18 protein-coding genes and 1 pseudogene are annotated in these 19,783 nt (G+C 70.1%); 12 read left to right on the top strand and 7 right to left on the bottom strand.

Going from position 1 to position 19,783, the window contains the following annotated elements; translation table 11 throughout:
* Positions 1-48 precede the first annotated feature (48 nt).
* The 3 genes from IPI43_21095 to IPI43_21085 are packed head-to-tail and all read left to right on the top strand — an operon-like array spanning position 49 to position 4,115.
* Positions 49-753: a hypothetical protein gene (locus tag IPI43_21095; protein MBK7776601.1), complete on the top strand. Its 705-nt coding sequence runs from the start codon at positions 49-51 to the stop codon at positions 751-753.
* A gap of 21 nt (positions 754-774) precedes the next feature.
* The gene (locus IPI43_21090; protein MBK7776600.1) at positions 775-2,454 is read left to right on the top strand and encodes a hypothetical protein; all 1,680 of its coding nucleotides are present in this window, start codon (positions 775-777) and stop codon (positions 2,452-2,454) included.
* Complete coding sequence (locus tag IPI43_21085) at positions 2,451-4,115, top strand: hypothetical protein (protein ID MBK7776599.1); 1,665 nt, start codon at positions 2,451-2,453, stop codon at positions 4,113-4,115. The genes IPI43_21090 and IPI43_21085 overlap by 4 nt, the downstream gene beginning before the upstream one ends.
* Here the strand turns inward: IPI43_21085 and argG are convergent.
* Entirely contained in the window at positions 4,081-5,430 is a 1,350-nt protein-coding gene (gene argG / locus IPI43_21080; protein MBK7776598.1) for an argininosuccinate synthase, read from the bottom strand. The genes IPI43_21085 and argG overlap by 35 nt on opposite strands.
* Positions 5,431-5,495: 65 nt before the next feature.
* On the opposite strand from argG, the gene IPI43_21075 reads away from it, so the two are divergent.
* Entirely contained in the window at positions 5,496-6,506 is a 1,011-nt protein-coding gene (locus tag IPI43_21075) for an ABC transporter ATP-binding protein (protein ID MBK7776597.1), read from the top strand.
* Positions 6,503-7,528, top strand: coding sequence for an ABC transporter ATP-binding protein (locus tag IPI43_21070; GenBank protein MBK7776596.1), 1,026 nt, complete (start codon positions 6,503-6,505; stop codon positions 7,526-7,528). The genes IPI43_21075 and IPI43_21070 overlap by 4 nt, the downstream gene beginning before the upstream one ends.
* Positions 7,529-7,547: 19 nt before the next feature.
* On the opposite strand, the gene IPI43_21065 is transcribed toward IPI43_21070, so the two are convergent.
* Positions 7,548-7,964 carry an SRPBCC domain-containing protein gene (locus IPI43_21065; protein ID MBK7776595.1) on the bottom strand — a complete coding sequence of 139 codons (417 nt, stop codon included), beginning with the start codon at positions 7,962-7,964 and terminating at the stop codon, positions 7,548-7,550.
* Positions 7,965-8,013: 49 nt separating this feature from the next.
* Here IPI43_21065 and IPI43_21060 point away from each other — a divergent pair.
* Positions 8,014-9,004 (top strand): annotated as a pseudogene (locus IPI43_21060) (NAD(P)H-quinone oxidoreductase).
* 18 nt (positions 9,005-9,022) lie between these two features.
* Here IPI43_21060 and IPI43_21055 read toward each other — a convergent pair.
* The 3 genes from IPI43_21055 to IPI43_21045 all read right to left on the bottom strand — a co-directional run bounded on the left by IPI43_21055 (position 9,023) and on the right by IPI43_21045 (position 11,089).
* The gene (locus tag IPI43_21055; protein ID MBK7776594.1) at positions 9,023-9,829 is read right to left on the bottom strand and encodes a MerR family transcriptional regulator; all 807 of its coding nucleotides are present in this window, start codon (positions 9,827-9,829) and stop codon (positions 9,023-9,025) included.
* A gap of 92 nt (positions 9,830-9,921) precedes the next feature.
* Positions 9,922-10,251 (bottom strand): fatty acid desaturase, encoded by a 330-nt coding sequence (locus tag IPI43_21050; protein ID MBK7776593.1) that lies wholly within the window; start codon positions 10,249-10,251, stop codon positions 9,922-9,924.
* A complete protein-coding gene (locus IPI43_21045) occupies positions 10,244-11,089 on the bottom strand; it encodes a hypothetical protein (GenBank protein ID MBK7776592.1) in 846 nt (281 codons plus the stop codon). Before IPI43_21045 ends, IPI43_21050 begins: the two co-directional genes overlap by 8 nt.
* Positions 11,090-11,255: 166 nt before the next feature.
* On the opposite strand from IPI43_21045, the gene IPI43_21040 reads away from it, so the two are divergent.
* From IPI43_21040 to IPI43_21030, 3 genes are read left to right on the top strand one after another with little or no spacing between them, the layout of a single operon-like run.
* Positions 11,256-12,041 (top strand): hypothetical protein, encoded by a 786-nt coding sequence (locus IPI43_21040; protein MBK7776591.1) that lies wholly within the window; start codon positions 11,256-11,258, stop codon positions 12,039-12,041.
* Positions 12,042-12,046: 5 nt separating this feature from the next.
* A complete protein-coding gene (locus IPI43_21035; protein ID MBK7776590.1) occupies positions 12,047-12,451 on the top strand; it encodes a DoxX family protein in 405 nt (134 codons plus the stop codon).
* Positions 12,452-12,454: 3 nt separating this feature from the next.
* A complete protein-coding gene (locus IPI43_21030; GenBank protein ID MBK7776589.1) occupies positions 12,455-13,510 on the top strand; it encodes a metallophosphoesterase in 1,056 nt (351 codons plus the stop codon).
* On the opposite strand, the gene IPI43_21025 is transcribed toward IPI43_21030, so the two are convergent.
* A complete protein-coding gene (locus tag IPI43_21025; GenBank protein MBK7776588.1) occupies positions 13,511-13,822 on the bottom strand; it encodes a hypothetical protein in 312 nt (103 codons plus the stop codon).
* A gap of 240 nt (positions 13,823-14,062) precedes the next feature.
* Between IPI43_21025 and IPI43_21020 the strand changes: the two genes are divergently transcribed.
* Genes IPI43_21020 through ligA form a run of 3 tightly spaced genes read left to right on the top strand, consistent with a single transcriptional unit; the run spans position 14,063 to position 18,017 of the window.
* A complete protein-coding gene (locus IPI43_21020) occupies positions 14,063-14,854 on the top strand; it encodes a hypothetical protein (GenBank protein ID MBK7776587.1) in 792 nt (263 codons plus the stop codon).
* Between the two features lie 11 nt (positions 14,855-14,865).
* The gene (corA, locus tag IPI43_21015; protein ID MBK7776586.1) at positions 14,866-15,885 is read left to right on the top strand and encodes a magnesium/cobalt transporter CorA; all 1,020 of its coding nucleotides are present in this window, start codon (positions 14,866-14,868) and stop codon (positions 15,883-15,885) included.
* Positions 15,885-18,017: an NAD-dependent DNA ligase LigA gene (gene ligA / locus IPI43_21010; protein ID MBK7776585.1), complete on the top strand. Its 2,133-nt coding sequence runs from the start codon at positions 15,885-15,887 to the stop codon at positions 18,015-18,017. Before corA ends, ligA begins: the two co-directional genes overlap by 1 nt.
* Positions 18,018-18,037: 20 nt before the next feature.
* Here the strand turns inward: ligA and IPI43_21005 are convergent, their stop codons facing one another.
* Complete coding sequence (locus IPI43_21005) at positions 18,038-19,192, bottom strand: pyridoxal phosphate-dependent aminotransferase (GenBank protein MBK7776584.1); 1,155 nt, start codon at positions 19,190-19,192, stop codon at positions 18,038-18,040.
* Positions 19,193-19,783 lie beyond the last annotated feature (591 nt).

The following is a 19,783-nucleotide window of genomic DNA, read 5'->3' as shown; positions in this document are numbered from 1 at the left end:
CCCCCGCCGGGTGAGCGATACTCCCGCACGGGGGAACGAGGCCAACGGATGAGCAAGTTCTTGGAATTGATGGAGTCGAGCGCCGGGGGCGCACTGGCCAGGCAGCTGGCACTCGGGGACTACCTCGGGACGCACGAGTGGGAGCTGAACACGCAGACGGGGCGCGTGGACTTCGGCAAGAAGCGCGTGCACCCCATCCAGATCCTGGGCACCGAGAACCAGCGCGACGGCACGTGGATGTGGGCCTGGGCCAACACGGGAAGCGGGCTGCCCGACGCAGTGGTGGAGCTGAGCACCCGCTTGCGGGATCACGGCGCTGCGCAGGGCATCCCCGAGCTCAGCAAGGGCAAGTTCCGCATGGAGCACCTGGACGGCCACGCCATCGCGCTGGCCTGCTCCGCGCTGGTCGGCCGGCTGCCCTACTACCGCGGCCCCTATGACGGCGGCGCAGTGTTCTTCTATGTGCTGGCCACGCCCGCGGCCGTGAGCGCGCCCGTCACCGTGGCGCGCGCGTCCACCGTCATCCAGCAGCTGATCTCCGGCTTCGAGGTGCACCACGAGCGCGCCATCGCGGCGTTCCTGGTGGGAGAGGGCCTCTACGTGGAGGCCAACGAGAGCGGCCTGCTGGGGCGCTGGCCCCACGGGGACGAGATGCGAATCGACTTCGATCAGCAAGGCCGCGTCACACGAATCGACGCTCAGGCTTCGCAGCCGCCGCCCGCGAAGCAGCCCTGGTGGAAGCGCAAGGGCTGACGCATCATCGCATCGACCCATATGAACACTCCTCCTCGCTGCATCACCACGTTCCTGTTCACCGCTGCCTTCTCGGTCTCGTTGCTCCCCACGTTCGCTTGCGGCGGTGGTACCCCGGCTGCCTCCGCGGACGACCCCGAAGGCACGGCGGGTGACGAGGCGGAGGTGGGTCCCAGCGCCTGCGAGGGGTCCACGCTCATGGCCAGCGCGTCTCCCGAGCTCCCTCCAGTGGCCGATCCCCTGCGCTGCGAGGAGCTCAGCCCACCGCCGGTCGCCCCGCTGCCCACGGCGACGGTGTGTCGCGCCCTGGCCGCCGAAGAGCGCCCGGCGTGCACTGACCGTCTTCGGGCGCGCTCGCGCATGGCCCGCCCGCTGGCCGAGGGGCGCGCTGCCGTTCTGGCGTCCAACTGGCCCGAGGCCGTCGCCAAGCTGGAGGCCGCGCTCGCCATCGCCGACGGTGAGCCCGACGTGCTGGCCGAGCTGGGCTGGGCCCGCTTCCGCGCCGGTCAGTGGTGCGCGGCTACCCAGGACACGGAGGCGCTCGATGCGGAGCGGGAGAGCCCGAGTGACGGGGGCGCGCCGTCGCCGGTCGCCGTGCTGTGCACCCGGCAGGTGAGCCCCCATCAAGCGGTCGAAGAGCTCGAGCTGGCTGCAGGCGCCGCGCCGTCCGTCGAGCTGCGCGCCACCTGGGAGCACCAGCGCGCTCAGGTGTCCGCAGCGCTCGGCGAGGAGGCGGATGCCTGGGAGGCTGCGCGCCGGTCGCTGTGCGCGCGCGAGGACGCGGTGGTGCGCGAAGACGCGGCGGCCATGCTGTGGAGGACCGCGAATCACGTCGGGGCCAGCGCGCCCGCCGACGCCGTTGGTCTCTACCGCCAGGCCTTCCTGCTGGCCCCGACCGCCGAGCGCGAGGAGTTCCTCCGTGACCTGCTCGCTGTGCTCCGGCAGCGCTTCTCGCTCGATGCGGCCCCCCCCGTTCAGCCCCAGCAGTTCTTCCCGAGCGTCGAAGCCCTCTGCCAGGCGCTCGTGCTCCGTGACATGACCGAGCCGGTAGATCCGTCGGAGCTGCCCGAAGACCTGTGCGAGGTCAGCGACTGGGACGACGTCGGGCTCGCGCGCGGCGAGGAGGTGGACGTTCTCTTCCGCGCAGCGCGGCTGACGGTGCGCAACCCCGAGCTCTACGACGGCTTCGTGCAGACCAACTACCTCGTCGCTCGCTCGCCACGCGGAGTCAACGTGCTGCTCTACCTGGGGCAGGACCACGGTGACAGCCGGGTTCACAACGCGTTCGTCGGATCGGTGGCTTCTTCGTACAACTACGACAACCCCGACGCGCCGCTGGTGGTGACCTGGGACTCGGGCGAAGCGGAGGCCTACGACTGCGACTTCGTGTCTCGCGCCAGCACGACCGCGGCCGTGTGCGGGCTGGTGGAGGGCGCGCCGCGCTGCTTCGCCACGGCCGACCTCGGCCCCGCCGAGTACACCAGCGACTCGATGCTGCCCACCATTCAGGAGTCGCTCGGGAACTGCGACGAGGGGAGCTACGAGCCTCCGCCGCGCCGGCCCAGCGACTTCCGCGCCAGCTTCCAGCTGGAGGTCACCGAGCAGGAAATCGTCGCCACCCGCGGGAGCGACGGCGCCATGCTCTGCCTGCCCCTGCGCGAGACGCTCAGTCCTCTTCGCCAGCCCGTAGCCGGGCCGTGACGTCGTCGAGGCTGCGCACACGCGCGCTCGCCTCGGTGCTCGCCCTCGCGCTGCTGCCGTCCGCCGGTTGTGGAAGAGGCGGTTCTGCCACCGGTGGCGGGCACCCCGACGACACCGCTGGCAGCGAGGCCTCCGTGGTGCCGAGCGCGTGCGAAGGACAGGTGCTCATGACGAGTGCGGTGGAGGACTCTCCTCCACCCGAGGACCCTCTGCGTTGCGACGACTTCGTGAGCCGCGAGTACGAGGCGCTCCCCACCGCAGCGTGGTGCCGCAGCTTGCCGGCGGCGGCACGCGCGTCTTGCGGTCGACGCGTGCGGACGCGTGCTCGCCTGGCTCTCCCGCTGCGCGAAGCCCGCGAAGCGCGCCTGCTAGAGTCGTGGCCCCTGGCCCTCGACCGGTGGGAGGCAGTGCTCGAGATGGCTCCAGCGGAGCCGGACGTTCTCTACGAACTTGGCGAGTCGCGCTATCGCGCGTGGGAGTGGTGTGCCACGACCCAAGACGCTCCGGATCTCGAGATGCAGTTGGACGACGTGCGTGATGGCGAAGAGCGGCCTCCCATCGCGGTCTTGTGCGTGGAACGGGCGACGCTCGACCAAGCTATCGATGAGGTTCAGGTGGCTGTGGAGGTGGCGCCCACGATCGGTCAACAGGCGGCGTGGGGGCAACGGCTGGCGGAGCTTCTCGTGGCGAGAGGGGACGACAGCGCCGCGCTCGAAGCCGCGAGGGCCTCGCTGTGCGCCGTGGAGCACCCCGAGAGTCGCGAGATGGTCGCCGCGCTCCTCTGGAGAGAGGGTGATCGTGCTGGACCGAGCGCGCCCGAGGAGGCGGTTGGTCTCTACCGCCAAGCCATCCTGGTGGCGCCGACTCCCGCGCGTGAGGCCACCCTCCGCCTGCTCCTCTCCCAGCAGAGGGCGGTCTTCTCGTTGAGCCCGACCTCCGCCGTCACGCCCGAGGAGTTCTTCCCGACTACCCACGCGCTGTGCCAAGCACTCGTGGAGAGGCACGGTGGGCCCTCGGCCCCCAGCGCGCAGCGAGAGGAACCCTGCGAGTTCGGCGACTGGGCTCCGGTGGGGCTGCTACGCGGCGAGGACACGGAAGCGCAGTTTCGCGTCGCGCAGCTCCGGGTGATGACCCCCACCGACTACGACGGGTACTCCGGCGAATACTACCTCGTCGCTCGCTCGCCCCGGGGCGTGAACGTGTTGCTCCACCTCGGCGAGGAACACGGTGAAAGCCGCTCCCACAACGCGTTCGTCGGGATCCCCGCCATCGCCCTCATCGAGAGTGCCGACGCGCCGCTGGTCGTCACCTGGGTGTCTGGGGAGGCGGAAGCCGACGAGTGCGATTGGCAGCCTCGCGCCAGCACCACGGCAGCCATGTGCGGGCTGGTGGAGGGAGCGCCACGCTGCTTCGCCACCGCCGACCTCGGGCCCGCCGAGTACACCAGCGACTCGATGCTCGCCACGATGGAGCAATCGCTGGGAAACTGCGAGGACTGGGTCCCCGAGCCCAACGTCAGCCCAGGCGACTTCCGTCCTCGCTTCGCGCTGAACGTCACAGCGCAGGAGCTGGCGGCCACCCGCGAGAGCGACGGCGCCATGCTCTGCCTGCCCCTGCGCGAGACGCTCAGTCCTCTTCGCCAGCCAGCAGCCGGCCAATGACGTTGTCGGCGGCGGGGGCGCCCAGGCGCTTCACGCTGTCGAGGTGGTGCAGGAGGAACGCGCGGTTGTCCATCAAGCTGAGGTTCTGCATCTCGAGCGCGCCGATGCGGTCTTCCTGCGTGAAGTACGCCTGCTCCACCTTCTCCATGGAGAGCTTGTCCGGGCCGTAGGCCATGTACTCGGCCTGCGTGTCGAGGATCGTGTAGTCGTCGCCGCGGCGCAGCTCCACGGTGACGGTGCCCTTGACGCTGGGCGCGACCCAGCGGGTGAGGGCGTCCTTCAGCATCATGGCCTCGGGGTCGTACCACTTGCCCTCATAGAGCAGACGGCCCAAGCGGCGGCCCGACGTGAAGTACACGTCCAGCGTGTTCTCGTTGTGGATGGCCGAGAGCAGGCGCTCGTAGCCCAGGTGCACCAGCGCCATGCCGGGCGCCTCGTAGATGCCGCGGCTCTTCGCGTCGATCACGCGGTTCTCGATCTGGTCGCTCATGCCGAGACCGTGACGGCCGCCGATGCGGTTGCACTCGAGGAACAGCTCGAAGGTGGTCGCGAAGCGCTTGCCGTTGATGCTGACGGGCACGCCACCATCGAACTCGAGGGTGACGGTCTCGGCCTCGATGGCCACGTCCTTGTTCCAGGGCGCGACACCCATGATGGGCTGCACGATCTTCATGCTGGTGCTCAGCGACTCGAGGTCCTTCGCCTCGTGCGTGGCGCCCAGCACGTTGGCGTCCGTGCTGTAGGCCTTCTCGGTGCCCACGCGGTAGGGCAGGTTGTGCTTGAGCAGGTACTCGGACATCTCGGTGCGCCCGCCCAGCTCGGCCACGAACTTGGGGTCCAGCCACGGCTTGTAGATCTTCAGCGTGGGGTCGATGAAGATGCCGTAGCGGTAGAAGCGCTGGATGTCGTTGCCCTTGTGCGTGCTGCCATCACCGAAGACGTGCACGTCGTCTTCGCGCATGGCGCGCACGATGGCCGTGGTGGTGACGGCGCGCCCGAGCGGCGTGGTGTTGAAGTACTTCTTGCCGCCCACCGCGAGGTGGAACGCGCCGCACTGGATGGCCGTGATGCCCTCACGCACCATGGCGTCGCGGCAGTCCACCAAGCGGGCCGCCACGCAGCCGTGCTGCAGCGCCACGGGCGGGATGTCGTCCACGTTCGACTCGTCCGGCTGGGCGAGGTCCGCCGTGTAGGCGTGCACCGCGAGGCCCTGATGGGTGAGCCAGGCGACGGCGCAGCGCGTGTCGAGCCCGCCCGAGAAGGCGATGCCCAATTTGGTGCCAGGAGGAGGAAGCGTTCGGTAGATGCGGCTCATGATGGGGCGGCAAGATAGTACGAACCGGGCTCCCGCGCCCGGGTTCGGTGATATGGTGCGGGCCCGTGTCCGGTCCCCTGCTCGAGATCCGCGGTCTGACGACCGCCTTCCACACCGACGAAGGCTCGCTGCGCGCCGTGGACGACGTGTCGCTGGTCATCCCACGGGGCGCCACCGTGGGCGTGGTGGGCGAGAGCGGCTGCGGCAAGAGCGTCACGGCGCTGTCGGTCATGCGCTTGGTGCCGGAGCCCCCCGGCAAGCTCGAAGCGGGTGAGATCCTGTTCGAGGGGCGCGACCTCATGAAGCTCTCGGAGCGGGAGATGCGCGGCCTGCGCGGCAACGACATCGCCATGATCTTCCAGGAGCCCATGAGCTCGCTCAACCCGGTCTATCGCGTGGGCGCGCAGATCGGCGAGTCGCTGCGCCTGCACCGGAACATGTCGAAGAAGGACGCCGAGGCGCGCGCCGTCCAGCTCTTGAAGCAGGTGGGCATCCCGGCGCCCGAGCAGCGCGTGCGCGACTACCCACACTCGCTCAGCGGGGGCATGCGTCAGCGCGTCATGATCGCCATGGCGCTGGCGTGCGAGCCCAAGCTGCTCATCGCCGACGAGCCCACCACGGCGCTGGACGTCACCATCCAGGCGCAGATCCTCACGCTGCTGCGCGACCTCCAGCGCGACACTGGCATGTCCGTCATGCTCATCACGCACGACCTGGGCGTGGTGGCCGAGGTGGCGGACTTCGTGGTGGTGATGTACGCCGGCCGTGTGGTCGAGACGGCACGCACCGAGGAGCTCTTCGCCAACCCGCAGCACCCCTACACGCGTGGGCTCATGGGCAGCCTGCCGGGTGTGCGGAAGCGCAGCGAGTCGGCCACCGCCAAGCAGCAAGACGGCTCGCGGCGGCGCCTGGCCACCATCCGCGGCGTGGTGCCGGACCTGCGCGCGCTGCCCGCGGGCTGTCGCTTCCGCGACCGCTGCGACGTGGCCATCGCGGCCTGCGCCGCCGAGGAGCCCAGGCTGCTGGGCAAGGGCGAGCACCGCGCGGCCTGCTTCGTGGCGGAGCTGGGAACATGAGCGCACCTGCACCGAAGCCCGAGGGTGGTCCGGCGTCCGAGCCAGAGCGTGCCGGTCCCCTGGTCAGCGTCTCGCACGTCACCAAGCGCTTCACGGTGGAGCGTGACCTCTTGGGGCGTCCCACGCGTGAGGTGCGGGCCGTGGACGACGTCAGCCTCGAGATCGAGCGCGGCGAGACGCTGGGCCTGGTGGGCGAGAGCGGCTGCGGCAAGAGCACGCTCGGCCGCGTGATGCTCCGGCTGATCGACCCCACCGAGGGGCAGATCCTCTTCGAGGGCCGCGACATCGCGAAGCTGCCCGAGCGCGAGCTGCGGCCGCTGCGCCGCCGGATGCAGATCGTCTTCCAGGACCCGTACAGCTCCCTCAACCCGCGCATGACGGTGCGCGCCACGCTGGCCGAGGCGCTGCGCATCCACGGGCTGGTCAAGAACCGCGGCGAGGAGGAGGCCCGCGTGGCCAGCCTGCTCGAGCGCGTGGGGCTGCGGCCCGAGCACATGCGCCGCTACCCGCACGAGTTCAGCGGCGGGCAGCGGCAGCGCATCGGCATCGCGCGGGCGCTGGCTGTCGAGCCCAGCTTCATCGTGGCCGACGAGCCCATCAGCGCGCTCGACGTGTCCATCCAGGCGCAGGTGGTGAACCTGCTGGGAGACCTGCAGGACGAGCTGGGCCTCAGCTACCTGTTCATCGCTCACGACCTGAGCGTGGTGGAGTTCATCAGCGACCGGGTGGCCGTCATGTACCTCGGGCGCGTGGTGGAGGTGGCCACCTCCGACGAACTCTACGGCGCGCCGCGGCACCCCTACACGCAGGCGCTCCTCGCGTCGGCCCCGGTGCCGGACCCCACGCGCCGTCGCGAGCATCCGCCGCTCAAGGGCGACGTGCCGAGCCCCCTCGACCCGCCGACTGGCTGCACCTTCCACCCGCGCTGTCCGTTGGCCGAGCCGGGGCTCTGCGACAAGTCGCCACCGCCGCTGGTGTCGCTGGGCGCGAAGCACCAGGTGGCGTGCTTCAAGGCGACGTAGCCTCTGACCCCACGGCCCGTCAGCCCTCGGCGCGCAGCTTGAGCGACCGCGCGAACTCGTCGAACGACGGCTGCAGGTCGGGCATGCTGCGCTTGATCAGCCCGAGGAGCGGTCCCGAGAAGACCTCGCGCATGGCGAAGGACGTGGCGCCCCCCGCGGCGGGCGTGAGCGTGAAGGTGCGCACGCCACGGAAGAGGCCGAGGGGCATGCCGCCCTGCCACACCATGCGCTCGCACGGCACCAGCTCGCTCACCGTCACCGGAAACGCGCGCTCGGGGCTCACGGTCGCCACCACCTTGATCTTCTTGCCGAGCGCGATGTCCCCCTCCACGCGCACCACCGTGGGGTTCCAGTCGGGGTACTGGGCGGCGTCGGTCAGCAGGGCCCAGATGGCCTTGGGGGAGGCGTGGATCGTGGCGGCGGCGTGGTACTCCATGGCGCGGCGAGTCTAGCCGATGTGCGGTCCCCCGTGCTAGGCGTGCGCCATGAGCATCGACGCACGTGCGGTCCGTATTCGTGAGCATGGCGGCCCCGAGGTCCTCGAGGTCGGCGACATCGTCGTCCGAGATGCCGGCGCCGGCGAGATCCGCGTGGCCGTGGCGGCGGCGGGGCTCAACCGAGCCGACACGCTCCAGCGGCGTGGCTTCTATCCCGCTCCCCCGGGGGTGGCCGCCGACGTGCCGGGCCTCGAGTTCGCGGGTGAGGTGGAGCAGCTCGGCCCCGGCGTGACCGAGTGGAAGCTGGGGGACCGCGTCATGGGCATCGTGCCCGGAGCGGGCATGGCCACCCACGTGGTGACCCCCGCGCGCGAGGCGCTGCGCGTGCCGGCCTCGCTCTCGTTGACCGACGCGGCGGCCGTGCCCGAGGCGTTCTTGACGGCCTTCGATGCGCTCTTCGAGCTGGGCAGTCTGCGTCAGGGCGAGCTCGCGCTCATCCACTCCGTGGCGAGTGGCGTGGGCACGGCGGCCATCCAGCTCTGCCGGGCGGCGGGCGCGCGCTCCGCCGGCACCTCGCGCACCGCGGACAAGCTCGCGCGCTGCCAGGAGCTTGGCCTCGACCACGCGCTGCACTCACCGGACGGGCGCTTTGCTGCCGAGCTCGAGAAGCTCGCGGGCGGGGGCGCCGACGTCATCCTGGACACGGTGGGCGCGGCCTACCTGAACGAGAACGTGCGCGCGCTGGCCACTGCGCGGGCGGCTCATCGTCATCGGGCTCTTGGGCGGCGCCAAGGGCGAGTTCCCGCTGGGCGCGCTGCTGCCCAAGCGCGCGCGCGTGGAGGGCTCCGTGCTGCGCAGCCGTGCCCCCGAGGAGAAGGCCGCGCTGGCGCAGTCCTTCAGCAAGCACATCCTCGCGGGCTTCGACACGGGCGCGTATCGCCCGGTCATCGACGCCACGCTCCCCATGGCCGACATCGCCGAGGCCCACGCGCGCATGGACCGCAACGAGACCTTCGGGAAGCTGGTGATGGCTTGGTGATGGCCCGCGCCGGCTCGCTCAGCGCCTGCGCGATGGGCTGAACTTGAGCTTCTTCGGGTCCAGCGTGAGCCCCGACTCCACCAGCTTGCGCAGCGCCTCTTGCATGGTGCGCGAGAACAGCAGCGTGACCGCGTCTCGCGCCGGGGCGCGCACGGCGGCCACCGTCTCACGGATGGCGTCCGGCGTGGCCGAAGCCCCAAAGCCCCGGCCGGCGCGCGACACGAACAGCTGCACCAGCTCGCTGGTCAGCGCGCGTGCGTGCTTCTCGATGATGTCGCCGGCTTCCGCCGCTAGCGCAACGTCCACACCGGCGGCGTGCACCTGCTTCAGCACTTGCAGCATGCCAGGGCTCTGCACCAGGAAGCGGTCGCCGCGCCGCTCCACCAGCCCGAACTCGATGGTCAGCGCCAGCGTGCCCGTGGGCAGTCCGGCCAGCGCCTCGTTCAGCTCTTCGCTCGACAGCACCGTGGGCGCGTCCTCGGACCACGGCATGGTCAGCCGCTCCTCGAGGCCCAGCCACTCGCCGAGGTCGAGGTCGCCGCGCTCGATGCGGCTCATCAGGTCACGGATGGCGCGGATGCTCAGCCCGCGGTCCTTCAGCATGCCGATGACCTCGAGGCGGTCCACGTGCGCGGGCCCGTAGAAGGCGGTGCGCCCGCGGATCTCGGGGGCCATCAGCGCGCCCTTCGCCTGGTAGAAGCGGATGGTGCGGCTCGGCACGCGCGTGTGGGCGGCCAGCTCGTCGATGGTCATCCAGCTGGGCTGCGCGCTGTCGGCAGGGCCAGCGTGGGTGTCGGGGTTGGGGGAATCGGACCCAGCGTTCATGAGCTCATCGGCCTCTCTGACGTCGAGGCCGCCTGGGACCCCGAGCCCCCCGAGCAACGCGGGGGACTCGAAGACTACGCTCTCTCCGCGCATCACGCAGCCGCCCGCAGCGTCTCGACCGGCCCGCTCAGGCGGGCGATCTGGGCGAGCGCCTTCTTGAGCGTCCGCGGCCAGCTGTCCGTGTGGTAGCGCACGCCGTGCTCGGCACAGATGGCCTTCACCTCGGGGGCCACCTTGCGCAGGCGCTGCGTGGGCAGCTTGGGGAACAGGTGGTGCTCGATCTGCTTGTCGAGGGCGCCGCAGAACACCGACAGCACGTAGGGCACCTCGAAGTTGTTGCTGGCCTCGACCTGCATCTCGTACCAGTGGCCCTTGCCCTTCGGGCGCGTGCCCTCGGGGTAGGTGGCCGTGTGCTCACCCACGTGGCCGCAGTAGATGGTGGCCGGCGCTGTACACGTCGCGCATCATCTCGCTCAGCCAGTTGCCCAGCATGACCTTCCAGAAGAAGGGCCCCGCCAGCAGCGGGAACAGCACGTACTCCTTCGCGTAGTACGGCACGAACTTGCGCAGCACGCGCTTGGCCACGTCCTTCTTGGTGGCGGCGCTGCGGTCGTGCACGAAGTCGAACTCGCTCTCGCGACCGTTGCCCTGGAGCAGGTCCACCGCTCCCGTGAAGTGCAGGTTCATCAGCGCGCCGAAGTTCGGGAACAGCACGAACAGCGTGTAGAACAGCTGCAGCCGATGGGCGGGCGTCCATGGCGTATCCTCGGTGAGGCGCACGGGTCCGAAGTGGATGTCCGGGTCACGGCCCGCCACGTTGGTGGCCCCGTGGTGCCGGCCGTTGTGGCCGCGGTGCCAGGAGCGCTCGTCGATGGGCGTCTGCCAGGTGTAGCCCTCGGACTTGAAACCGTGGTCGCCCGGGATCTTGTCGAACGCGCCGTGCAGCACGGTGTGGCCCACCTCGGTGGCCTGCAGCTGCTTGTGCACCCAGAGGGCGCCGACCCCGAGGCCGAACGTGATGGGCTCGAAGCTGAAGTGGATGAGGGTGCGGCCGATGACCTCGGCGGTGCGCGAGATACGGTTCACGCGCCGGATGTAGAGGAGGTCTTCGTCGCCGACGGCGGCCTCTTCGCGCTCGCGGATGGCGTCGAGCGCGAGGGCCAGGCTCTCGTAGCGCTCGCGGTCGGTCTCGAACGAGCGGACCGTGCGGCTGTTGGTGGAGAGGGCGACCTGATCGTGGTGGGCCAGGGGAAGGTTCATGGGGACTCCTGTTGGCGGGCCGCGAGGGGCTCCGCTCGGAAGTGGGACGCGAACTGCGTCATCCAGTGATGTAGCAGTTATAAGCGTGACACTAGTTGGTGTCAAGGTTTGTTGTGTCACGTTGTGTTGAATTCGCGTTCGGGGGCTGCGCGGCTACACTGCCCCGATGCGCCGCGCCTCCGTCTTCGGGCTGATCTTCGCGCTCGGGGGAGCCTTCGGGTGCGCCCCGGGTGAGGACGTGCCCCCCCCCGCCATCATCGACACCGGCTTCGAGGGTGGGATCCCGCCGGGCCCAGGGGTGCCGCGTGATGCTGGGGGCGACCTCGGTGGCGATTTGGGTGACGAGGACGGCTGCCTGGCCGACCCCCTCGACGCGCGGGTGCTCTTCGTCATCGACCGCTCGGAGACCATGGGCGAGCTCGCCACGGGAGGCGACGGCCTCGCGTTCAACGTGATCGCGAGCCAAGCGGCCCTCCAGCTGCTCGAGCCGCTGCCGGTGTCATCGAGCGCGGGTCTGCTGCTCTTCCCCAGCCAGTCCTTCGACGACCCCGAGTGCGCTGATGTAGAGGCTCTGGCACAGCAGTTCCCCTTCCGCGACCCCGACATGATGGAGGGGCTGCTGATGGACCTGTGGAGCATGGAGAGCCTGATCCTGGGCAAGCCCCGGGCGCGGGCGCTGCAGCGTGCAGCGGAGGGCCTCGTAGAGATGGACCTCTCCGACGTGCTGGTGGTGCTCTTCACCGACAGCGCGGCCGTTTGTGTGAGCGGCACCGAGACGAACGGCCTGATGTCGCTCGTGACTCGCGGCGCTCGCGTGGAGCAGATCACGCTCGGCGCCACCTCGGTCGCCGCCACGCCGGCCACGCTGGCCATCTACAGCAGCGTGAGCGAGGTGCTGGCAGACCTCGAGCCCGAGCTCGACGCGGTGCGCCGCCGCTGCGAGGCGCCATGAGCAACATGGCCAAGCTCCGTTTGCCGCTCTTGGTCACCCTGGCCGCCGCGATGGTGGGCGTGGGTGTGCTGCACTTCGTCACCCCCGAGCCCTTCATGCGCATCGTCCCGCCTGCGCTCGGTGACGCACGCCTGCTGGTGTACGTGAGCGGCGTGTTCGAAGTGCTGGGCGGCGTGGGCCTCTTGCTGCCGCAGACGCGGCGAGCCGCAGCATGGGGCCTCATCCTGCTCTACCTCGCGGTCTTTCCGGCCAACATCTACATGGCGCTCGAGGGCGTGCAGATCGACCCGGCCAATCCGCTGCCGAGCTGGGCCGCGTGGGCCCGGCTGCCGTTCCAGGCGGTGTTCATCGCGTGGGCCTACTGGTTCACGCGCCCCGAGCCTGCGCCAGCGGCCACCGAAGCGAGCTGAGCGGTGTCACCCAGTCGGCCGATCGCGGCTCGCGTCTTCGCCGACATGCTGGCCGTGCTGCTGATGCTCGGCCTCGGCGCCTGTGGAGTGGACGCGTCGCCCGGCGGCGCCAGCACGCCCGTGGTGCCGGTGGCGCGCGCGGAGTCTGTCCCGGCCGGGGCGGGCGGTCACACCAGCGAGCGGCCAGAACGACGCAACGACCCCCGCCGCGTGGTGGCCATCGGCGACGTGCACGGCGACCTCGCCGCGGGGCTCGCAGCGCTGCGCAGCGCCGCGCTGATTGACCAGCAAGCCCACTGGAGCGGTGGCCAGACCGTCATGGTCCAGGTGGGTGATCTGCTCGACCGCGGCGATGGCGAGGCCGAGCTGATGGACTTGTTCGAGCGGCTGCGCGAGGAAGCCCGCGCAAGTGGTGGCGAGGTGCATCTGCTGCTGGGCAACCACGAGCTGATGAACGCCGCGGGGGACCTCACCTATGTGACGCGCGGCGGCTTCGCTCAGTTCGCCAACACGCCACCGCACCCGAGCCACGAAGCCGATGTGCTGCGCGCACCGCAGCTGGCGCACGGGCGGCTGCGTGCGTTCCTGCCCGGGGGTCCCTTCGCGGTACGACTAGCGACCTACGGGCTGACCTACCGCTCGGCGGACGCGATCTTCGTCCACGGCGGCATCCTCCCACAGCATCTCCGCGAGCTCGAGCGCATGGAGAGCGAGTCTCAGGCGTGGCTGCGCGACGAGCGTCGCATCCCCACCGATGTGGCGCTCCACCCGGACAGCCCTCTCTGGACGCGACGCTACTCGATCTCGCCCGGGGCGCGTGCCTGCGCCGAGGTGGCGCGCACGCTGGACGCCGAGGGCCTCTCGCGCATGGTGGTGGCGCACACGGTGCAGGACGACGGCATCACCTCGTACTGCAGCGGGCGGGTCATCGCCATCGACTGCGGCCTGAGCTCCTACTACGGTGGGCCGGTGCAGGTGCTGGAGCTGCGCGCGGGTGTGGTGCGGGTGCTGTCGGCGCGCGGCGCACCCCGCACGCTCCCTGCGGTCGACGCCCGCTGACTACGCAGCGCCTGCTCGTGTCCGCTGCTCGGCCTCTTTCTTGAGGGCCAGCGCCACGTCGTCGAAGCCGCGCTGCATAGCGCCGCCGAAGAGCCCGATGATGAGCGGCCGCAGCCGCCCCCCGATGTTGTCCTCGCACACGTAGCGGCAGCGGCGCTCGTCGAGGCGCACGATCTCTTGCGTGCGGTGGCCACGCCCCCAGTCGGCCTTGCCCATGTGCATGCCCCACGCCACGCGCCGGCGCAGGGGGCTCAGCTCGCTCACGAACTCACGCTGCCCGCGCGTGTAGTAGGGCATCAGGCGCACGCGCATGTCGATGGGCGCGCCGATCTCGAGCGTGGAGACAGCCCTGGGGGTGAAGGGGTTCCAGCGCGTATAGCCAGGGGAGGTCCGTCAGGATCCGGAACACGAGATCCGCGGGTGCGTCGATCTCGATCTCGCTCCGCACGATGGTTTCTTCGGGCGTCGTGGCCATATGCGATCTGCTATCACGAGCGTGAAGGTTCTCGGGGTAAGATCGTCCGTGCCTGCCAACCCTTCGGACCGCCCATCATGAACCGCCAACGCTTCATCCTCTTGTCTCTGACCCTCGCGAGCGCGCTCACCACTGGCTGCTATGGGTTCCTGCCCGGGCTCGAGGGGACTCAGCAGCAGGCGCCGCCCAGCGCACCGGGTGTCAGCGTGGCCGAGGTGCGCCTCGCGCAGATGCCCGACCGCCGCAAGCTCGGGGCGTACTACTGCGCCGAGCGCCTGGGCCGGTTCCTGTGCGGGTTCATCGGAGAGGTCCCCACGGCCGAGGAGCTCAACTTCCAGTTCGACCTGGAGCTGCTGCTCACCAACCGCAACCCCATCCCGCTGCCGGTGGTCTCCGCGCTGGTGGGCTTCACGGCCTACCCGGGCACCGAGGCCAACCAGACCCTCGGCAGCGTGTGCATGAGCTTCTGCGCCGACCCCAACAACTGCACGCAGTCGCTCGAGGCGTGTGACTCCACCGAGCCCGAGATCCGCACCCGCCAGGACTTCGCCATGGCGGCGGCCAACTTCCTCATCGCCACGGCGCTCGGCGAGCGGAGCTTCAGCGACCTGCGCATCCAGACCATCCCGGCGGGCAGCGAGCTGCGCTTCATCATCCGGCTGAGCCTGGACCCGCGGCAAATGATCGATCTTCTGCGCGAGGCCACTTTGAACTTGATCGAGCTGCTCCGAAACCGGCAAATTCCCGAATTCGTGATCCCCTACTCGATCGAAGGCTCCGTCTGGGTCTCGGTCGAAAACTTCGGACGCTTTGCGGCCAGCTTCGGCCCCTACGGAAACGAATGGCGACTGCGCGACGCCGTAAACTAACACTCTCCAGCTTGGAGATGGGCGGCACGGGCGACGCTCGCGAGAGCATCGTTCCGTCGTCGGTCAGCATCTACGCCATGCGCGAGGGGACGAAGCACCTGCTGCGGCCCCGCGTGGACGAGCTCGCCGCCCTCGTGGCGGACCCCAAGGTGAACCTCTGGGTGGACATCGAGGGCTCCACCGAAGCGCACATGGCCATGCTCCGGGATCTCATGCAGATCCACCCGCTGCTCATCGAAGACGCGTTCAAGGCGCAGGACACCCCGAAGATCGAAGTCCACGACGAGTACGCGTACTTCATCGTGCTCGGTCCCGAGGAGCCCGACCCGGTCCCGGGGGAGGTCACCCTGCGCGACCTCGACGTGTTCATCGCCGAGCGCTTCGTGGTCACGCACCACGAGGGCAACGTCTCCGCGGTGCCGCACGTGCGTCAGATGGTGGAGCGCTTCCCCGACCTGCTGGCGCAAGGGCCCGCCGTGGTCGCGCACCGCATCGTGGACTTCATGGTGGACCGCTTCATGGTGCGGATGAACACCCTCGGCGAACGCGTGGACGGGCTCGAACTGGCTGCCCTGCGCGCCACCACTCCGGCGGTGCTCGAGACCATCTTGGAAGCCAAGCACGACGTGCTGCACCTGGGCCGCTTGGTGCGGCACCAGAAAGAGGTGCTGCGCGCGCTCGCCACCGGCTCGGTGCGCTTCGTGCCCTCGGACGTCCGCCCCTTCTTTCGCGACATCTACGACCACTTCGTGAGCATCGCCGACCAGTCCGAGGCGTTCCGCGACGCCGTGAGCGACGCGCTCGACGCGTACCTCAGCATGCAGTCGCACCGCCTCAACGACGTCATGAAGGCGCTCACCATGATCTCCACGATCATGCTGCCCCTCATGTTCATCACTGGGCTCTACGGCATGAACTTCGACTACATGCCCGGGCTGCACCACGCGTACGGCTACCACGTGGCGCTGACCGTGATGGTCACCACGGCGTCCGGCATCTTCGTCTACTTCAAGCGCAGAAACTGGTGGTGATGGAACCGGGAGGCGTGGCCCAGCAGGCCGAGCAGGAGCTCGCGCTCCTGCGTGATCAGATCGCGCACCACGAGAAGCTCTACCGCAAGGGGACGCCCGAGATCCCGGACGGCGCCTTCGACGAGCTGTTCGACCGCTATCAAGAGCTGGCGGACTCGCTGGGTGTGCCCACGGAGGAGCGCATCGACCGCAGCCCCGGCGTGGACCACACGGACGGCTTCGAGACGGTGGCGCACCGCATGCCCATGCTGTCGCTCGAGAAGCTCACCCCCAACCGGCGCGACGCGGACGGACAGCCCGTGCCGTACGAGGTGCAGCTGGACGCGTGGTACCAGCGCCGCCTGAAGGACCTCGAGCTCGGCCCAGACGGCGCGCTGCCGCTCCTGGTGGAGCCCAAGATCGACGGCATCAGCGTGTCGTTGCTCTATGAGGGCGGCCGGCTGGTGCGGGCCGTGACACGCGGTGATGGACAGCGCGGCGACGTGATCACCGCGCAGGTGCTGGAGGCCAAGGCGGCTCCGGGTGCCCTGCGCGGCGTGACCGGCGGCACGCTCGAGGTGCGTGGCGAGCTGTACTGGCCGCGCGATGCGTTCGACGCGCACAACCAAAGCCTGCGGGACGCCGGCGAGAAGACCATCGCCAACCCGCGCAACGGCTGTGCCGGCATGATGAAGCGCAAAGACCCGGCGGGCCTCGGGGCCGTGGGCATCCGCGCGTTCCTCTACCAGGTCCCGTGGAGCGAGGGGGTGACGCTGCCCGGACGCCAGAGCGAGGTGGTGGCGTGGCTGGCCGACGTGGGCGCTGTGCCAGGCGCCGAGGCGCTGGTGCGGCTGTACCTGGACCAGCTGTTCGTGGCGCCGGACGCGCGCGCCGCCTATGCGTACTGCGCGGGCTACCACGAGCGCCGGCATGGGCTGCCCTTCGAGATCGACGGGATGGTCATCAAGGTGGACGAGCTCGCGCACTACCCGGCGCTCGGCGCCACCGGGCACCACCCCCACTGGGGCATCGCCTACAAGTTCCCGCCCGAGCGGCGCCCCACGCGACTGCGCGCCATCAGCGTGCAGGTGGGCAAGAGCGGCAAGCTCACGCCCGTGGCCGAGCTGGACCCGGTGCCGCTGGCCGGCACCACCGTGAGCCGCGCGTCGCTGCACAACTTCCCCGAGCTCGCCCGCAAAGACGTGCGCGTTGGCGACCTTGTGTTCGTGGAGAAGGCGGGCGACATCATCCCGCAGGTGGTGGGCGTGGACCTCGCGGCCCGTCCCGACGGCACCGTGCCCTTCGTGCCGCCCGCGCAGTGCCCCACCTGTGGGAGCGCGGTGGTCAGCGAGGAGATCTTCGTGTTCTGCCCCAACCCGGCGTGTGCCGACCAGGTGCTCGAGCGCCTCAAGCACTTCGCGGGGCGGCAGGCCATGGACATCGACGGCATGGGCGAGGCGCTGCTGGTGCAGGTCATCCAGCACGCGGGGGTGCACCGCCCGGACGACCTGTTCCGCCTCACAGCGCAGCAGCTGGCGGGCCTCGAGCGCATGGGCGACAAGAGCGCCAAGAACGTGGTGAAGGCGCTCGAGAATGCGAAGGGCCGCGGCCTCGCGCGCGTGCTCATCGGCCTGGCCATCCGGCACGTGGGCGTGACCATGGCGGAGGAGCTCACCAAGCACTGGCGCAGCGCGGAAGAGCTGCTCGCCTTCGCTGCACGCTACGTGGCGGGCGAGCCCGACGCGGTGGCCCACGTGGCCCCCGACAAGTCGAGCGAGCGCGGCGCCGTCGAGGGGCTCGGGCGCAAGTCTGCGGACAGCATCTTCGCTGAGCTCTCCGCGCCCAGCGTGCGCGCGGTGTTCGAGGGCCTCGCGGCCGCGGGGGTGTCCTTGGCCGCGCTCGAGACCGAGACGCGCGCCGTCGAAGGCGTGGCCGGCAAGACCTTCGTGCTCACGGGCACGCTGCCCACGCTCAAGCGCGCCGAGGCCGGGGCGCGCATCAAGGCCGCGGGCGGCAAGGTGGCGGGCTCGGTGTCGGCCAAGACCGACTACGTGGTGGCGGGCGAGGAAGCCGGCAGCAAGCTGGAGGCCGCGCAGAAGCTGGGCGTGGCCGTGCTGGACGAGGCCGGGTTGCTGGCCATGCTCGGCGAGTAGCTCGCGGCAGGCGCGCTCGGTCAGAGCGTGGGCAGCACGCGCGCCAAGCGCTCGAGGGCGCGGGTGATCTGCGTCTCCGACGTGGCGTAGCTGAAGCGCAGGTGGCCCTCCGCGATCACCCCGAAGTCGCGGCCCGGGCCCACCGCCACGTGCGCCTGCTCGAGGATGCGGAACGCGGTGGCGAGCGAGTCCGCGCCCAGGTGCCGTGCGTCGGCCAGGATGTAGAACGCCCCCGTCGGCGCCTGCGGGATGCCCAGCCCCAGCTCGCGCAGGCCCGCCAGCAGCACGTCGCGGCGGCGCTGGTAGATGCCGCGCATGTGCGCCACGTGGGGCGCGCCGTGCTCGAGCGCCGCGATGCCCGCGCTCTGCACGAAGTGCGTGGCGGAGATGAACTGACTCTGCTGCAGGCTCTGCAGGGCGCGCGAGGCCCACTCGGGCGCGATCAGGTAGCCCAGGCGAAAGCCCGTCATGGCGTAGCGCTTCGAGAAGCCGTCCAGCACGAAGGTGTCCGCGCTGAAGCCGAGCGGCGACGTCACGGACTGCCCGTCGAACAAGAGGCCGTCGTAGATCTCGTCGCTCAGGATGGGGAGCCCGAGCGCAGCCAGCGCCTCCACCGTCTCGCGCGGCTGCACGGCCCCCGTGGGGTTGGCCGGCGACGCTAGGAAGATGGCCTTGCTGCGTGGTGTGCGCGCGCGAGCCACGGCGTCCACGTCGATGCGGTAGCCGTCCTCGGCGAAGGTGGGCACGAAGACCGGCACGCCCCCGCAGGCGATCACCATGTTCGGGTAGCACGGGTAGTGCGGCGTGGGGATCAGCACCTCGTCGCCCGGGTTCACCAGCACCTGCAGCGCCATCAAGATGGCGGGCGACGTGCCCAGCGTGACCAACACGCGATCCGGATCCGTGGGCACCCCGCGCCGCGCCTGGGAGTCCCGCGCGATGGCCTCGCGCAGGCTGCGCAGGCCGCGGCTGTCGGTGTAGTGGGTGTCGCCACGACCGAGCGCGTCCATGGCGGCGCGCACGGCCTCGGGCGGCGCGTCGAAGTCCGGCTCGCCCACGCCCAGCTGGATCACGTCGTGGCCTTGTCGCGCGAGGGCCATGCCGCGCTCCATGACCTCCATGGCGAGGAAGGGCGCGATCTGCTGCGTGCGGGCGCTGAGCCGAGGGTCCGTCATGCGGCGCAGCGTGTCAGCGGGCTGCCGGGCGCGCTAGGAGCTGGGCACCCACGGCTTCAGCCTGATGATTCAAAGCATCTTGCTTGGGGCCCGATTCGCCTTGCTGCAAGGCTCTATGGGCACCCCCGGCTGGAAGCCGAGGGCAGCAAACCAGGCCTCGGCGACCTGAAAGTCCGCCCCTGCGGGTCGGACTAACTGAAGGTGAACTTGGGGGCCGTATGACCAAGGGTACCCGGACCCCGGGGCCTTGCTTGGTCAGGACCTGGTGATCGCTCTGCAGCGGGTGGCTTCCGTCCGGCTACCCTGGGTAGAGCAAACCCCGCTTCCAGCCACGTAGTCCCCCTCTCGGGGGACTTTTATGCCGTGCGCCCAGCATGGGCGCTGACCAGGAGGTGAAAGTCCTCCCCTTAGTAGTCCATAACGAAGGAAGTGAAGCGCAAGGGCGGAAGGGCGACCGACCGTCTGGAGGAAGCGTGGAACGCATCTGCGAGCCGATGAACAAGAACCGGATACGAGGCGATGCACCCTGGGGCGAGCAGCCGGCTACCTGCGAAGCCGCGATGGACAATGGGGTGTGGTGTAGATCCGGCG

The organism is Sandaracinaceae bacterium (assembly GCA_016706685.1).
Classification (GTDB): domain Bacteria; phylum Myxococcota_A; class Polyangia; order Polyangiales; family Houyiibacteriaceae; genus JADJJE01.
This window is presented reverse-complemented; position numbering and strand designations above follow the sequence as displayed.

What these genes read in the sequence shown, in the direction of transcription:
- IPI43_21095 (MBK7776601.1), top strand. Translation starts at nt 49, where the DNA reads ATGAGCAAGTTCTTGGAATTGATGGAGTCGAGCGCCGGGGGCGCACTG.
- IPI43_21090 (MBK7776600.1), top strand. Translation starts at nt 775, where the DNA reads ATGAACACTCCTCCTCGCTGCATCACCACGTTCCTGTTCACCGCTGCC.
- argG (MBK7776598.1), bottom strand. Translation starts at nt 5,430, where the DNA reads ATGAGCCGCATCTACCGAACGCTTCCTCCTCCTGGCACCAAATTGGGC.
- IPI43_21070 (MBK7776596.1), top strand. Translation starts at nt 6,503, where the DNA reads ATGAGCGCACCTGCACCGAAGCCCGAGGGTGGTCCGGCGTCCGAGCCA.
- IPI43_21065 (MBK7776595.1), bottom strand. Translation starts at nt 7,964, where the DNA reads ATGGAGTACCACGCCGCCGCCACGATCCACGCCTCCCCCAAGGCCATC.
- IPI43_21055 (MBK7776594.1), bottom strand. Translation starts at nt 9,829, where the DNA reads ATGAACGCTGGGTCCGATTCCCCCAACCCCGACACCCACGCTGGCCCT.
- IPI43_21045 (MBK7776592.1), bottom strand. Translation starts at nt 11,089, where the DNA reads ATGAACCTTCCCCTGGCCCACCACGATCAGGTCGCCCTCTCCACCAAC.
- IPI43_21040 (MBK7776591.1), top strand. Translation starts at nt 11,256, where the DNA reads ATGCGCCGCGCCTCCGTCTTCGGGCTGATCTTCGCGCTCGGGGGAGCC.
- IPI43_21035 (MBK7776590.1), top strand. Translation starts at nt 12,047, where the DNA reads ATGGCCAAGCTCCGTTTGCCGCTCTTGGTCACCCTGGCCGCCGCGATG.
- IPI43_21025 (MBK7776588.1), bottom strand. Translation starts at nt 13,822, where the DNA reads ATGCGCGTGCGCCTGATGCCCTACTACACGCGCGGGCAGCGTGAGTTC.
- IPI43_21020 (MBK7776587.1), top strand. Translation starts at nt 14,063, where the DNA reads ATGAACCGCCAACGCTTCATCCTCTTGTCTCTGACCCTCGCGAGCGCG.
- ligA (MBK7776585.1), top strand. Translation starts at nt 15,885, where the DNA reads ATGGAACCGGGAGGCGTGGCCCAGCAGGCCGAGCAGGAGCTCGCGCTC.
- IPI43_21005 (MBK7776584.1), bottom strand. Translation starts at nt 19,192, where the DNA reads ATGACGGACCCTCGGCTCAGCGCCCGCACGCAGCAGATCGCGCCCTTC.